The organism is Streptomyces sp. ITFR-6, assembly GCF_031844725.1.
Classification (GTDB): domain Bacteria; phylum Actinomycetota; class Actinomycetes; order Streptomycetales; family Streptomycetaceae; genus Streptomyces.
The window spans coordinates 311,733-325,715 of record NZ_CP134612.1 but is presented as its reverse complement, the minus strand read 5'-3'; the positions used below and the strand labels follow the sequence as shown (position 1 = coordinate 325,715).

The window sequence follows — 13,983 nt, the reverse complement described above, 5'->3', positions numbered from 1 at the left end:
ACCCCTTTTGACCCCCGCGCCCCGGCCCCCGCGCGGCCCCGTGCCGCGCACCTTCGGGGTCTCTCGCACTGCGGACCCGGCTCCGCCGTCGGAGCATGGTACGAACAGTCGGCGACGGACATCGGGAAGGGATGCCGGATGGGTGGTGAACGGCATGAACCGCCGCCGGACGAGTTCGAGGCCGAGCTGGACCAGATCGCCGAGCTGAACCGGCTGGAGTCCCCGGCGCCGAGGGACGGGGGCAGCCGGACGGCCGGTGAGGGCGTCCCGCCCGGCGAGGCGGTCAGGCGCCGCGACGCGCTCCTGCTCTCGGCCGGCCACACGGTCGCGGAGTCCGACTCGCTCGACGAGGCGCTGAGGCTGGTGGCCGGTCTGTACGCGCCGGACTTCACGATGGACGCCCAGTACGTGTTCGCCATCGGTGACGGCTCCCTCACCGCGCTGGCGCAGTACGGATTCCGGCCCGGCGGCGTGATCGACGAGGGTTTCCGGATGCCCCTGACGACCGGCTATCCGGCCGCCGAGGTCGCCAGAACCGGCCGGGCGGTGTTCCTGGCCTCCACCCAGGAGTACCGGGCCGCGTTCCCGGCCACCTGGCACATGTCGGCCCGCAAGGGCCTCAACGCATGGGCCTTCCTGCCGCTCGTGAACGCCGGACGGGTCGTCGGAGTGTGGCTCGCCGCCTTCCGCTCACCGGTCGCCTTCACCAAGAGCGAGCGCGCCCTGCTGACCGTGACGGGCCGGATGATCGCCCAGGTCCTCGAACGCGCCCGTGCCGGCAAGGCGGAACTCGCCCTCTCCCGCGGCCTGCGACAGAGCATGCGCGCCGCGGGCCCGGCGCTGACCGGACTGAGCGTCGCGACGCGCTACGTGCCGACCGGGGGAGGACTCATGGTCGGCGGCGACTGGTACGACAGCATCGACCTGCCCAACGGCCGCCTCGCCCTGGTCATCGGAGACGTCCAGGGACACGATGTGCACGCCGCCGGGCTGATGGCCCAGCTCCGCACGGCCGTGCACGCGTACGCCGCCGAGGGGCACGGCCCGGACGCCGTACTGGCACGGGCCTCCCGCTTCCTCACCACCCTCGACGAGGACCGGTTCGCCACCTGCCTCTACATCGAGGCCGACCCGTCCACCGGCAACCTCCACATCGCCCGCGCCGGCCACCCGCACCCGGTCCTGCGGATGCCGGACGGCACCTGTCTGCTCAAGCACATCAGCGGCGGCCTGCCGCTCGGACTGATGCCCGGCGAGGAGGACTACCCCGTCGACATCCTGCGCCTGCACGACGACGAGGTTCTGATGCTGTGCACGGACGGCCTGATCGAGAACGGCGGCCACGACATGTACAGCGGCTGGGTGCGGGTGCGCGACGCGTTCTCGCCCGGCCCCGTGGAGGACCTCGAAGGGATGGCTGACCGGCTGATGTCGGCCGTGCTCAGCCCCGAACCCGGGGCCCGGGAGGGCGTCGCCCGCGACGGCGACGACATCGCGCTCCTGCTGCTGCGCCGCGACTCCGTGAAGCCGCGCGCCGAGGTGAACCAGCGCCGGCTGGTGCTGACCATCGGTCAGGACCAGGGTGAGGGGCTGGCCGAGGCGCGGGCCGAACTGAAGGCGCTGCTGCACGACTGGGCACGGCCGGACCAGGTGGACACCGCGGTGCTCCTGGCGACGGAACTGCTCGGCAACGTACTCGTGCACACCGACCAGGACGGCTCGCTCACCGCGCACGTCGCCGGTGAGACCGGCCGGCGCAGGCTGCTCGTCGAGGTCATGGACCGCGGCGACGAACTGCCCCACCAACGGACCCCGGTCGAACTCGCCTCCTCGGGGCGCGGCCTGCTGCTCCTCGACATCCTGGCCGACCAGTGGGGTGTGCGGCCAGAACCCGAGGGCAAGACCGCCTGGTTCGCCCTCACGGAGGCGTCTCAGGGCGAGCCCGGGGGAGGCGCCGCGGTCTGAGACCGGGCGCCCCCGCCCGTCACGGTACTGAGGGAGCGATCAGCGGGGAATCCAGGCCCGCCACGTCTTCTCGTTCTCGTGGACCCACTTCTCCGCCGCGTCCTGGGGCGACATCTTCTGGTCGGCGATCATCATCGCCACCTTGTTCTGCTCCTCGGTGTCCCAGGCGAACCTCTTGAGGAAACCGGCCGCCTTCCCGCCACTCCTGGCGAAGCGGGCGTTGAGGTACTTCTTGAGCGGCGTCTGCGGGTAGGCACACGCGACCTTCTTCGCGTCGGCGTCGCAGCCCTCCTTGTACGCGGGCAGCTTCACCTCCGTCATCGGCACCTTCTCGAACAGCCACTGCGGCTTGTACCAGTAGGAGAGGAAGGGCTTCTTCTCCTTGGCGAACTGCTTGATCTGGGTGATCTGGGCAGCTTCGGAGCCGGAGAAGACGACCTGGTAGTCCAGGCCGAGATTTTGCACGAGGGCCTTGTCGTTGGTGACGTACGACGGGGAGCCGTCCAGCAACTGGCCCTTGCCGCCGCTCTCCGCCGTGGCGAACTGCTTGACGTACTTGTTGAGGTTGTGCCAGTCGGTGACGTCGGGATGCCGCTTGGCGAAGTACGTCGGTACGAACCAGCCGATGTGCCCGGTGACCCCGAGCTCGCCGCCGGCGCTGATCGTCCTCTTGTCCTGGACGTACCTGGCCTCCTGGTCCGGATGGCCCCAGTCCTCCAGGATCGCGTCGACCCGGCCCTGGCTGAGGGCGTCCCAGGCGGGCACCTCGTCGATCTGGACGGTGTCGACGCGGTAGCCCAGCTCGTGTTCGAGGAGGTACTGGGCGACGGCGACGTTCGCTTGGGCGCCGACCCACGACTGCACGGACAGGGTCACGGTCTTCGCGCCCCGCGCGTTGGCGAACGGCGAGGACTGCTGGGTCATGTCCGCAGCCCCGCAACCGGCCACGGCGACCAGTGCCGTGGCGGAGACGAGCGCGATGAGTGGAGTGCGCGGACGAGCCATGTCAGGCCCCCTTTCCGGAGCGGCGTGCCGTCGGCTGGGTGACGCGGTCGAGCATCAGGCCGAGCAGGACGATCGCGGCGCCGGCGACCAGCCCGGTCGCCAGGTCGCCCTGCGCCAGGCCGAACACGGCGGAGTAGCCGAGCGCCCCGCCACCGACGAGACCGCCGATGACCACCACGGCGAGGACCAGGACGACGCCCTGGTTGACGGCGAGCAGCAGCGCCGGGCGGGCCAGCGGAAGCTGGACCTTCAGCAGCTGCTGGACACCCGTCGCGCCGAGGGAGCGGGAGGACTCCATGGTGACCGGGTCGACGCCGTTCAGGCCCTGGGTGGTGATGCGGACGACGGCGGGCAGCGCGTAGATGACGGCGGCGGCCACCGCCGGGGCGCGGCCGACACCGAACAGGGCCACGACGGGGATGAGATACACGAACTGCGGCATCGTCTGGAACACGTCCAGCACCGGACGCAGCAGCCGCTCCAGCCGTTCGCTGCGGGAGGCGGCGACCCCGACGGCGAAACCGGCCACCAGGGTCACCGCGACACCGGCCAGCACCTGGGAGAGCGTGTCGAGTGCCGGGTCCCAGACGCCGAGTACCCCGATGGCGGCCATCGCGAGGACGGCGGTCACCGTGGTGCGCCAGGTGCCGATCAGCATGGCGAGCACGGCGATCAGCAGCAGCACCGCCCACCAGGGCAGCCACTGGAGTCCGTCGCGCACCGGGTCCAGGACCCAGGTGGTGAAGCGTCCGGCCCAGTCCGCCGTACCGCCGACGACCGGGACGCCTGAGTACAGGTGGTCGGTCATCCAGTCGACGGCCCGGTTGACGGGTTCGGCCACCGCGAATGTCCGGCCGTCCGGCCAGGTCGTCCCGGAGACGAGGCGCGCCACGACGGCGACGACCACGGTGCCGGCCGCGGCGACGGCCCAGCCCAGCCGGGCCGATCCGGCGCGGGGCGCGGTGTCGAGCCCGTTGCCGGCCGCGCCGGTGACCCGGTCGAGCACCACGGCCAGGAGCACGATCGGGACGCCGGCCGCGAGCGCGGCTCCGACATCGACGGAGGCCAGCGCCTGGTAGACGCGGTCACCGAGACCGCCGGCGCCGATCACCGAGGCGATGACCGCCATCGAGAGGGCCATCATGATCGTCTGGTTGAGGCCGAGCAGCAGCTCCTTGCGGGCCAGCGGCAGCCGGGCCGTCAGCAGCCGCTGCCGTCCGGTGGCGCCGAGCGAGGCCGCCGCCTCCATGACACCCGCGTCCGCCTCGCGCAGCCCGAGAGCGGTCAGCCGGGCCATCGGCGGTGCCGCGTAGACGACCGTCGCCAGCACGGCGGCCGGCACGCCGATGCCGAAGACGAGCACCACCGGCAGCAGATACGCGAAGGCCGGCATCACCTGCATGGTGTCGAGCACCGGCCGCAGCAGGCGGAAGACCCGGTCAGAAAGGCCCGCGGCCAGTCCGAGCAGCGCTCCGAGCGCCACCGAGACCAGGACCGCGACCACCATCAGCGCCAGGGTCTGCATGGTCGGCACCCACATGCCGAGCAGCCCGCAGAGCAGGAACGCGACGACCCCGGACAGCGCGAGCCGGACACCGGCCACCCGCCAGGCGATCAGCCCGACCGCCGCGGTGACCCCGGCCCAGCCGGCCGCGAGCAGGACCAGGTAGACGGCGCGCACCGAGAGCACGACGCCGTTGCTGATGTGCCCGAAGAAGTAGAGGAACAGCGGGTGGGTGTCGCGGTTGTCGATGATCCAGTCGCTGACGCCGCCCAGCGGACCGGTGAGGTCGACGGTGAGGTCCCCCGGCCAGGCTCCCCGGCCGGCCAGGACGCTGCCGAGGACCAGCAGCACGACCGCGGCGCCCAGCAGGAGGGCGGTGCGGTGCTGGGCGAAGGCGGCGGCGGCCCCGGAGGGGACGAGACCCGTGGGACGTGCGGGGGTGGCGGTCGCGGTCATCGCTGCCACCTCCGGCCCAGCACGGCGGGCCTCGCGGCCGGGCGCGAACCCGGCGCGGGGCGGCCCGGCGGGGCATCCGGGAGGGTCGTCCGCATCACGCGGCCTCCTTCATGGCCGGAATCCCGGCCACGACGCCGAGCAGGCAGGCGTGGTCGACCACGCCCAGGCAGCGCCCCTCGTCGACCACCCGTGCGGTCTCACCGGTACGGACGACCGCCTCGATCGCCTCGGAGACGGTGGTTCCTGGTGCCAGCGCGGGACCCGAGACACTCTCCGTACCGTCGGCCGGACGCATCGCCGCGCGCACGGTCAGCACCTGTTCGCGCGGAACATCGCGCACGAAGTACCGTACGTAGTCGTCGGCCGGGGATCCCACGATCTCCTCCGGAGTGCCCAGCTGGACGATCCGGCCGTCCCGCATCAGCGCGATCCGGTCCCCGAGCTTCAGCGCCTCGTTCAGGTCATGGGTGATGAAGACCATCGTGCGGCCCTCCTCGCGGTGCAGGCGTACCACCTCCTCCTGCATGTCCCGCCGGATGAGCGGGTCGAGGGCGCTGAACGGCTCGTCGAACAGCAGCACTTCGGGGTCGACGGCGAGGGCCCGCGCCAGCCCGACACGCTGCTGCTGACCGCCGGAGAGCTGCCCGGGACGGCGGTCCTCCAGCCCGTCGAGGCCGACCTTGGCGATGAACTCAGCTGCCCGGGAACGGCGTTGGGCCCGTCCCATGCCCTGGATCTCCAGCCCGTACGCGACGTTGTCGACGACCGAGCGGTGCGGCAGCAGACCGAAGTGCTGGAAGACCATGGAGGCGCGGTGGCGGCGCAGTTCACGCAGCCGTCCCGCGCTCATCGAGAGCACGTCCTCGCCGTCCATGGTGATCCGGCCGGACGTCGGTTCGACGAGCCGGGTGAGACAGCGCACGAGGGTGGACTTGCCGGAACCGGACAGGCCCATCACGACGAACACCTCGCCCTTGCGGACGTCGAAGGAGACGTCGCGCACGGCGGCGGTGCAGCCGGTCCGCTCGCGCAGTTCCGTGGCGTCGAGCTCGGCCAGTGCGGCGTCTGCGGGCACCCGGCCGGCCTTCGGTCCGAAGACCTTCCAGAGGTTGTTCACGGAGAAGACGTCCGGCGGTGTGTTCATCGGGCATGACCCCCAGTCGTGGCGCCGAGCAGCTCCGCGCACTTCTCCCCGACCATCAGGACCCCGATCATCGGGTTGACGGTCGGCATCGTAGGGAACACCGACGCGTCGGCGATCCGGACGGCGTCCAGACCGCGGATCCGCAGATCGGGTGCGACCACGGCGAGCGCGTCGTCGGCCGCGCCCATCCGGCACGTTCCGGCCGGGTGGTACACGGTGTGCGCGACCCTGCGCGCGTACTCGCTCAGATCCTCGTCGGAGGTGACCTCGGGCCCCGGACAGACCTCCCGCTTCAGCCAGCCGGCCAGCGGCTGCCGCGCGGCGATCTCACGGGCGATCCTTATCCCGTCGACGAGCGTCCGTCCGTCGTAGTCCTCCGCGTCGGTGAAGTAGCGGAAGTCCAGGGCGGGTTTGACCTCGGGGTCGGGGCTGGTCAGATACAGCCGGCCGCGGCTCCTCGGCTTCGGGATGTTCGGCGTCATGGAGACCCCGTGCTCGGGACGCTCGTATCCGAGCCGCTCCGGATTGTCCGTGAACGGGATCTGGTAGAAGTGGAACATCAGGTCCGGCCCCGGGCTTTCCGGGTCCCGGCGGACGAACAGCCCGGCGTCGCTGTCCATCGCGGAGTTCTCCGGAATCGGTCCGTGGGTCTCCCAGACGATGACCGACTCCGGGTGGTCGAGCAGGTTCTCACCGACACCCGGCAGGTCGTGCACCACGGGTATGCCGAGTTTCTCCAGCTCCGCGCGGTGGCCTATCCCGGAGTGCATCAGCAGCCGCGGCGTGTCCACCGCGCCCGCGCACAGCACCACTTCGCGCCGGGCGCGCACCAGCCGCTCCGTGCCGTCAGAGGTCCGCACCCGTACTCCGGTCGCCCGGTCACCGTCCAGCTCCAGCCGGAACGCCCAGGTCTCCAGGGCGATATGGAGGTTCGGCCGGTCGAGGAAGGGGTGCAGATACGCGACAGAGGCGGAGGAACGCTTGTTGTTCTCCGGATGGTAGGCGAGGTCGAAGAACCCCACACCGTCCTGGAAGGCCGCCTTGTTGAAGCCCTCGACGCGCGGGACTCCGAGAGCCGTCTGCGCCGTGTCGACGAAGTCGCGGGCGATGGCGTTCCGGTCGGCCTCGTCCACGGGAACGATGTTGTTGCGCAGCCGTGCGAAGTACGGGTCCATCGACGAGGCGTCCCAGCCGTCCGCGCCCGCCTCTGCCCACTCGTCCCAGTCGGACGGCAGCGGCTTGAAGGCGATCAGGGTGTTGTGGGACGAGCACCCGCCGAGCACCCTGGCCCTGCTGTGCCGGATGTTCGAGTTGCCGCGGGGCTGCTCGGTCGTGGGGTAGTCGTAGTCCAGCTCGCCGCCCAGGAGGCCCATCCAGCGGCGCAGGGTCAGCACGTCGTCCCGTCCCACGTCACTGGGGCCGCCCTCGATGAGGGCGACGGTGACGTCGGGGTCCTCGGTGAGCCGGGAAGCGATCACAGAGCCCGCGGTGCCGCCGCCGACGATGACATAGTCGTAGTGGGTCATGTTCTCCATCGCCTCTGCTCCTGTCAGCCCGCGAACCAGCGCACCGGGCGCGGGGCGAGGTTCTGGTAGATGTGCTTGGACTCGCGGTACTCGGCGAGACCCGTCGGGCCGAGCTCCCGGCCGATGCCGGACTTGCCGAAGCCGCCCCACTCGGCCTGCGGCAGGTAGGGGTGGAAGTCGTTGATCCAGACGGTGCCGTGGCGCAGCCGGGCCGCGACCCGGCGGCCGCGCCCCGGATCGGCGGTCCACACGCCGCCGGCCAGCCCGTACTCCGTGTCGTTGGCGAGAGTCACGGCCTCGTCCTCGGTACGGAACGTCTCGACGGTCAGGACCGGTCCGAAGACCTCCTCGCGCACCACGCGCATGGAGCGGTCGCAGTGGTCGAGGACGGTGGGCCGGTAGAAGTACCCGGGCCCGTCCGGGCGTTCGCCGCCCGCCCGCAGCACCGCACCCTCGTGGAGCGCGGAGGCGACGAACTCCTCGGTCCTGGCCAGCTGTCGCGCCGAGACGAGCGGACCGCACTCGACGCCGTCGTCGGTGCCGCGGCCGATTCGGATGAGCTCGGCCCGCCGGGCGAGCTCGGTGACGAACCGCTCGCGCACCGGCTCCTCGACGATCAGCCGCGATCCGGCGGAGCACACCTGGCCGCTGTGGATGAAGGCGGCGTTGAGCGCCTGGTCCACGGCGGTGTCGAAGCCCTCCTCTGTGGCGCAGGCGTCCGCGAACACCACGTTGGGGTTCTTGCCGCCGAGTTCGAGCGCGACCTTCTTCACCGACTCCGCGGCGGCCCGCATCACCTTCGTCCCGCTGCTGAGCCCGCCCGTGAAGGAGACCAGGTCGACCCCGGGGTGTTCAGCGAGCCGGGCTCCGACGGTGGCGCCGGGGCCGGTGACGATGTTGGCGACCCCGGCCGGCAGTCCGGCCTCCGCGAGCAGCGCGATCAGCGCGACCGTGGTCAGCGGTGTGATCTCGCTCGGCTTGATCACGAAGGTGTTGCCCGCGGCGAGAGCCGGCGCGATCTTCCAACTGGCTTGGAGCAGCGGATAGTTCCATGGGGTGATCAGCCCGCAGACACCGACGGGTTCATGCACCACGACGCTGTGGATCTCCTCGGACCCGGCATCGACGACACGTCCGCCGCTCTCGTTCATGACGAGGTCGGCGAAGTAGCGGAAGGCGTCCCGCACGCAGTCCACGTCGACCCGGCCCTCTTCGAGCGTCTTCCCGGCGTCCCGGCACTCCAGCGCGCCGATCCGCTCCCGGTCGCGCTCCAGCAGACCGGCCACCCGCCTGAGCAGCGCGGCGCGCTCCGCGACGGGCGTGTGCGGCCAGGGACCCGCGTCGAAGGCGGTCCGGGCCGCGGCGACGGCGGCGTCCGCGTCCGCGGCGTCCCCCTCGGAGACGACGGCGAACGCTGTCGCGTCCACGGGGTCGAGAACCTCGCGCGTGGCGCCGGATGCGGCGGCTCGCCACTCTCCCGCTACCTGGATCGTGTGTTGTGCCGACACGTCGTGTGCTGCCCTTTCGATGGCCGTACGTCTGACGCCGGGCGAACCCCGGCGGTCTGGGCCCCTTCCCCGGAAGCCCGAAGCCATGCGCGGAGGCCGTCGCGAAGTGATCGGTGTGCCGGTTGTGGCAAATAACTTGAAAGTCCATATATAAAACTATTTAGGTAAGGTGGTTCTCGGCCCGGAGCCGACCGTAAGGAGTGGGGACAGCCATGGCGGACGAGCAGTACGAGGAGCCGGACAACACCGCGGTGCGGGTCGCGCTCTGGCGGGCGATGCACGTACAGGTCGACGCCGAGCCACACGTGTTCGAGGACGAGATCGGCCTGCGGCTGGTGGCGCCGGAAGAGGACTGGCGGAGCCGCCCCGACATGGACCCGGACGCCACCAGCGGGTTCCGGGCCTCCACTGTGTGCCGCGCCCGGTTCGTCGAGGACCTGGTCGCGGAGGAGATCGGCCAGGGCATCGACCAGTACGTCATCCTGGGAGCGGGCCTGGACACCTATGTCCAGCGCCGGCCCGAGACGGCTTCCCGGCTCCGGGTCTTCGAGATCGACCAGCCGGCCACCCAGGCCTGGAAACGCCGGCGGCTGATCGAGCTCGGCTACGGGATCCCCGACCGGCTGCGACTGGTGCCGGTCGACTTCGAGGCGGGCGGCGACTGGTGGCAGCAGCTGTCGGACGCCGGCTTCGACCCGGGCAGGCCGGCGCTCGTCGTCTGCGCCGGCGTCACGGTGTACCTCACCCGGGAGGCCATCGCGGCGACCCTGCGCACGCTCGGCGGGCTCGCCCCCGGCTCGACGCTCGCCATGACGTTCATGCTGCCGGCCGAACTCGTCGATGACGCGGACCGCGAACGGCTGGAGGAGACCAAACCGAAGGCGCGCGCGTCCGGAACACCCTTCATCAGCTTCCACACCCCGCAGGAGATGCTCGCCCTGGCCCGCGCCGCCGGATTCGAGAGCGCCCGGCACGTGTCGGGACCCGAGCTGGCCGCACGCTACTTCGCGGACCGGACCGACGGTCTCCGCGCGTCGAGCGGCGAGGACCTGCTGATCGCCACCGTCTGAAACGTGCCCGTCGCGTCGCCGGGCACCGGGCTGGAAAAGCGGATGCGCGTGGTCTCCGGTGCTGTCACGCTGCGCCGGTGAACCGAGAAGAGATCTCCAGAATCGCCCATGCCCACCACCCCATCAAGTCCCCGCTCGACGACGAATCGGTACGTCAGCTGCTCGACCACGGCATCACGCGCGGCGACGAGCGCGCACTCGACCTGGGCTGCGGCGGCGGGGAGTGGCTCGTGCGCGCACTGTCCGGCCGGCCGGAACTGCGGGCCGAGGGCGTCGACATCTCCGAGGGCGCGCTGGCGGATGCCCGTACACGCGCCACCGGGCGCTCGACCACCCCGCCCACCCGGACGGCGCCGAGACGCTCGCCCTGTCCGCCACCCGTCGCACCGAATGGCTGCGCGGCTACCGCGACACCTGGGGCTTCGTCAGTCTGGTCCTGCGCCGCACCGCCGACTGAGGGCCTCGCGCCGCCGACTGAGCGGCGGGCCGGGCCCGGCCCGCCCCTGGTTCGTCCCGCCGCTGCTCACGCCCCCGGCGGTGGCCTGAGCGCGGCGTACGTTCCCGCCCCGGCCGCCAGCAGCAGCACGCAGCCCGTGAAGACGATTCCGGCCTGGCGCAGCCCGAGCCAGGTGGCGATGGCGCCGACCCCGACGACCGGTACCGAGATGCCGGTGTACGCGACGACGAAGAAGGCCGAGATGGTGCCGCCGCGGTGCTCGGCCGGGGCCGCGCCGCTGACCAGGGTGAGCGCCGCGCGAAAGGCGAGGCCCTGGCCGGTGCCCCCGCACACCGCTCCCAGGATCAGCAGCGGCAGGGACTCGGCGATGAGCGACGACGCCACCAGCACCAGGCCCGCCATGAGGATGCCGCAGCCGGCCGGGAGCGCGCGGCGGGCGCCGAAACGCTGCGTCAGGGACTGCCCGAACGTCGAGGCCAGGAACACCGAGAAGACCACGGCCCCGATGACGGCCGCGTTGTGCACCCCCAGCGTCTGCGAGGCGAAGCTCGGCGCGACCGCCGTGAACAGCCCGAGCAGCGCGAAGCCGGCGAAGGCCGCCACGGAGGCGGGCACGAACACACTCCGGACCTCGGGCGGCACCGCCATGCCCTGGGGCGCCGGGCGCGGCCACCGCTGCGGCTCCGCGACGGTCTCCGGAAGGAACCAGGTGATCCCGGATGCCACGGCCACCAGCCCCAGATGGACCCAGAACGGCAGCGTCAGCGGCCAGGGCGTGTACTGGGCGAGGAGCCCGGACAGCAGCGGTCCGCAGCCCAGCCCTCCCATGTTCGCGGCCGTGGCGGCGAATCCGGCCCGCGCCTTCTGACCGGGCCCGGCCAGTTCGATGACAGCGGCCGTCGCGGCGCCGCTCAGCAGCCCCGCCGCGAAACCGGACAGCAGCCGTCCCGCGAAGAGCAGCGGCAGACCGCGCTCCAGGAGGAAGCATCCGGCACTCGCCGCCGACAGGGCCATCGCGCACAGGAGTACGGGTCTGCGGCCGACCTTGTCCGAGTAGTTGCCCGCCAGCAGCAGCACGGTGATGACCGCCACGGCGTAGACGGCGAAGACCACGGTCACCATCAGCTCGGAGAAGCCGATCTGCTGCTGGTAGAGCCCGTACAACGGCGTGGGCAGCGTGGTACCGGCCATCCCGATGGCGAACACCACCGCCGCGGCCAGGTAGCCCGGGTGCCGGCTACCACTTGTGTTCAGCGCATGCTCACGAACGATCACATACATCACCATATGATCGACCGCCCGGCGGGACGGCGTTCGGCGCGAGGGCGCGTACCGGGAGAACGGCGCCTGCCGGCACAACGGCGTGTACCAGGACAACGGCTGTCATAGCCTCACCGGCCCCGGCTGTCAGCCTTTCGGGAATTCTTCTCCTGATCGAGTGATCGACCAATCCGCCGGGCGGTCGGCACCGAACCAGTTGCGTGACGATCCTCCGGACCACTCCGATTCGTACCGTGCCCGCTGCCCGAGCCATCGGCCGGGCCGGTGGCGTCCGGACCGGAGGCACCTCACTGCCTTTCCCGCCGGTGCGAGCGCTCAGTACCGGGCCGTCCTGACCGGCCCCGCCCGGCATCCGTCGCGGACGCAGCCGCCGGCCGCGACCTCCGTTCCCCGTATTCCAGAACCCGTAAGCCATCAACTCGCGTTCCACCAACTCGCGTTCCACCAACTCGCATTCCATCAAGGAGAACACCATGAACGCCCTTCGCTACCGTCGTGCAGCCGTCGCCGTCGCCGCAGCCGCCGTTCTTCCGCTGGCGCTGACCGCGTGCTCGGACGACAGCTCCGACAAGGCGTCGGACAGCAAGTCCAGTGCCGCTGCCGCCGCTCCGGACGCTTCGGAGCCGGCCACGGCCGACTCCGCCTCGATGGACAAGCCGTTCGGCCCGGCCTGCGCGGGTGTCCCGAAGCAAGGCGCGGGCAGCTTTGACGGGATGTCGAAGGACCCGGTCGCCACGGCCGCCTTTAACAACCCCGACCTGTCCACCCTGGTGACGGCGGTCAAGAAGGCCGGCCTGGTCGACACGCTGAACAACGCCAAGGACATCACGGTGTTCGCACCCACCAACGAGGCCTTCGCCAAGATCCCGAAGGCCGACCTGGACAAGGTTTTCAGCGACAAGGCGACGCTCACCAAGATCCTGACCTACCACGTCGTGGGGCAGAAGCTCACCCCGAAGCAGCTGGAGAACGGCAGCTTCGACACCCTGGAGAAGTCCAAGCTCACCACCTCCGGATCCGATGAGTCCTACAAGGTCAACGACAGTGCCGGCGTGGTGTGCGGCAACGTGCCCACGGCCAACGCGACGGTCTACATCATCGACACGGTCCTGATGCCCAAGTAGTCGCGGGCGCAGCCCGCACAGAGCCGCCCCGCTGCGGACCCGGCCGGAATCGGCCCCCGGTCCGGGTCCGCAGCGGGGCTTTTCGCGGTGCCGCCCCCTCCGGTGCGCCGGGGGGCTGTTCGTGTCCCGCTCAGTGGAAGGCGCGGCTCAGCAGCCGGACGGCCGCTCGATGGCGAAGACGCCGCCCCAGTCCGCTCATCCTGAGCCGCCACGGCGGTGGCCGGGGAGTCGCGCGGACGATGCCGAGTACCCGCCCCTTCATAGCCGCGGGCGGGACCGTCGTCGACGCCATCCCCAGACGGGCGGCGGTCGCCCGGAACTCCTCGCACTCGCGAAGACACGTGGGACAACCCGCACAGTGGGCCTCGACGGCTGTGCGCTCCCGCCCCTCCAACGCGTCCAGTGCGTACGCACCGGTCAGCATATGAACGTCGGACACCATTTCCTCCTGTGCTTACGGGACGGGTGAGCGGTTTCGTGCGGGTTGCAAGGAGAAAGGCAACACCGAAATTCGGTACCGACTATTCGTCACGCGAATTATCGATAACCGGAAACGCGTTGACGGGAAATGGTTGGGCTCTGTCCGAACCCTTCTCCGAAGCCGTCGCGGGTGCCGTTGGTCCGGCCGTTCCTAAGTGATCCGTAGCCGAGTGGGCTACGGATTGCCGTCCGGGCGAAATTGGTCAGGATCCCCCGAAAGCTGATGGCGTTGAGATGATTTACCGACTGGACAGCCTGTCGCCCGGGTGAATGTTTGTACTGCTGCGGCGGGCGAGAGGCCACCGCTTAACGCGATAGGTTCGCAATAAGCGGATGGTGTCACTTATGGCCTACACGGGGCGGCGTGTTCTCCGTAAAATTGACTTGAGGTCGACGGGCCGCATTCACGCCTTCAGCTGCGGTTATGTCGAAAGATGGGCGCGCAGCCAGAAATCATTCCCGG

Annotated in this window: 11 protein-coding genes; 4 read left to right on the top strand and 7 right to left on the bottom strand. The window is 70.8% G+C overall.

Annotated features, from left to right (window positions below; translation table 11 throughout):
* The first annotated feature begins 138 nt into the window (after nucleotides 1-138).
* Nucleotides 139-1,965, top strand: coding sequence for an ATP-binding SpoIIE family protein phosphatase (locus tag RLT59_RS01245; protein ID WP_311301618.1), 1,827 nt, complete (start codon nucleotides 139-141; stop codon nucleotides 1,963-1,965).
* A gap of 39 nt (nucleotides 1,966-2,004) precedes the next feature.
* Here RLT59_RS01245 and RLT59_RS01240 read toward each other — a convergent pair whose 3' ends face one another.
* The 5 genes from RLT59_RS01240 to RLT59_RS01220 form a co-directional block, all read right to left on the bottom strand.
* On the bottom strand, nucleotides 2,005-2,970 hold the full coding sequence (locus RLT59_RS01240; RefSeq protein WP_311301617.1) for an ABC transporter substrate-binding protein: 966 nt from the start codon (nucleotides 2,968-2,970) through the stop codon (nucleotides 2,005-2,007).
* Between the two features lies 1 nt (nucleotide 2,971).
* Complete coding sequence (locus tag RLT59_RS01235) at nucleotides 2,972-4,930, bottom strand: ABC transporter permease (RefSeq protein WP_311301616.1); 1,959 nt, start codon at nucleotides 4,928-4,930, stop codon at nucleotides 2,972-2,974.
* A gap of 94 nt (nucleotides 4,931-5,024) precedes the next feature.
* Nucleotides 5,025-6,074 carry a quaternary amine ABC transporter ATP-binding protein gene (locus RLT59_RS01230; RefSeq protein WP_311301615.1) on the bottom strand — a complete coding sequence of 350 codons (1,050 nt, stop codon included), beginning with the start codon at nucleotides 6,072-6,074 and terminating at the stop codon, nucleotides 5,025-5,027.
* Nucleotides 6,071-7,609 (bottom strand): GMC family oxidoreductase, encoded by a 1,539-nt coding sequence (locus RLT59_RS01225; RefSeq protein WP_311301614.1) that lies wholly within the window; start codon nucleotides 7,607-7,609, stop codon nucleotides 6,071-6,073. The genes RLT59_RS01230 and RLT59_RS01225 overlap by 4 nt, the downstream gene beginning before the upstream one ends.
* Before the next feature lie 14 nt (nucleotides 7,610-7,623).
* Nucleotides 7,624-9,108 (bottom strand): aldehyde dehydrogenase family protein, encoded by a 1,485-nt coding sequence (locus RLT59_RS01220; protein WP_311301613.1) that lies wholly within the window; start codon nucleotides 9,106-9,108, stop codon nucleotides 7,624-7,626.
* A 212-nt stretch (nucleotides 9,109-9,320) separates the two neighbouring features.
* Between RLT59_RS01220 and RLT59_RS01215 the strand changes: the two genes are divergently transcribed.
* On the top strand, nucleotides 9,321-10,178 hold the full coding sequence (locus tag RLT59_RS01215; RefSeq protein ID WP_311301612.1) for a class I SAM-dependent methyltransferase: 858 nt from the start codon (nucleotides 9,321-9,323) through the stop codon (nucleotides 10,176-10,178).
* A gap of 223 nt (nucleotides 10,179-10,401) precedes the next feature.
* A complete protein-coding gene (locus RLT59_RS39265) occupies nucleotides 10,402-10,635 on the top strand; it encodes a hypothetical protein (protein WP_399124615.1) in 234 nt (77 codons plus the stop codon).
* Nucleotides 10,636-10,701: 66 nt separating this feature from the next.
* Here the strand turns inward: RLT59_RS39265 and RLT59_RS01205 are convergent, their stop codons facing one another.
* Nucleotides 10,702-11,916, bottom strand: a complete 1,215-nt coding sequence (locus RLT59_RS01205) for an MFS transporter (protein ID WP_399124613.1) — start codon at nucleotides 11,914-11,916, stop codon at nucleotides 10,702-10,704.
* 473 nt (nucleotides 11,917-12,389) lie between these two features.
* On the opposite strand from RLT59_RS01205, the gene RLT59_RS01200 reads away from it, so the two are divergent.
* Nucleotides 12,390-13,040: a fasciclin domain-containing protein gene (locus RLT59_RS01200; protein WP_311301611.1), complete on the top strand. Its 651-nt coding sequence runs from the start codon at nucleotides 12,390-12,392 to the stop codon at nucleotides 13,038-13,040.
* 130 nt (nucleotides 13,041-13,170) lie between these two features.
* Here the strand turns inward: RLT59_RS01200 and RLT59_RS39260 are convergent, their stop codons facing one another.
* A complete protein-coding gene (locus RLT59_RS39260; protein ID WP_399126807.1) occupies nucleotides 13,171-13,464 on the bottom strand; it encodes a hypothetical protein in 294 nt (97 codons plus the stop codon).
* Nucleotides 13,465-13,983 lie beyond the last annotated feature (519 nt).

What these genes read in the sequence shown, in the direction of transcription:
- RLT59_RS01230 (WP_311301615.1), bottom strand. Translation starts at nt 6,074, where the DNA reads ATGAACACACCGCCGGACGTCTTCTCCGTGAACAACCTCTGGAAGGTC.
- RLT59_RS01205 (WP_399124613.1), bottom strand. Translation starts at nt 11,916, where the DNA reads ATGTATGTGATCGTTCGTGAGCATGCGCTGAACACAAGTGGTAGCCGG.
- RLT59_RS01235 (WP_311301616.1), bottom strand. Translation starts at nt 4,930, where the DNA reads ATGACCGCGACCGCCACCCCCGCACGTCCCACGGGTCTCGTCCCCTCC.
- RLT59_RS01215 (WP_311301612.1), top strand. Translation starts at nt 9,321, where the DNA reads ATGGCGGACGAGCAGTACGAGGAGCCGGACAACACCGCGGTGCGGGTC.
- RLT59_RS01240 (WP_311301617.1), bottom strand. Translation starts at nt 2,970, where the DNA reads ATGGCTCGTCCGCGCACTCCACTCATCGCGCTCGTCTCCGCCACGGCA.
- RLT59_RS39260 (WP_399126807.1), bottom strand. Translation starts at nt 13,464, where the DNA reads ATGCTGACCGGTGCGTACGCACTGGACGCGTTGGAGGGGCGGGAGCGC.
- RLT59_RS01225 (WP_311301614.1), bottom strand. Translation starts at nt 7,609, where the DNA reads ATGGAGAACATGACCCACTACGACTATGTCATCGTCGGCGGCGGCACC.
- RLT59_RS01200 (WP_311301611.1), top strand. Translation starts at nt 12,390, where the DNA reads ATGAACGCCCTTCGCTACCGTCGTGCAGCCGTCGCCGTCGCCGCAGCC.
- RLT59_RS01245 (WP_311301618.1), top strand. Translation starts at nt 139, where the DNA reads ATGGGTGGTGAACGGCATGAACCGCCGCCGGACGAGTTCGAGGCCGAG.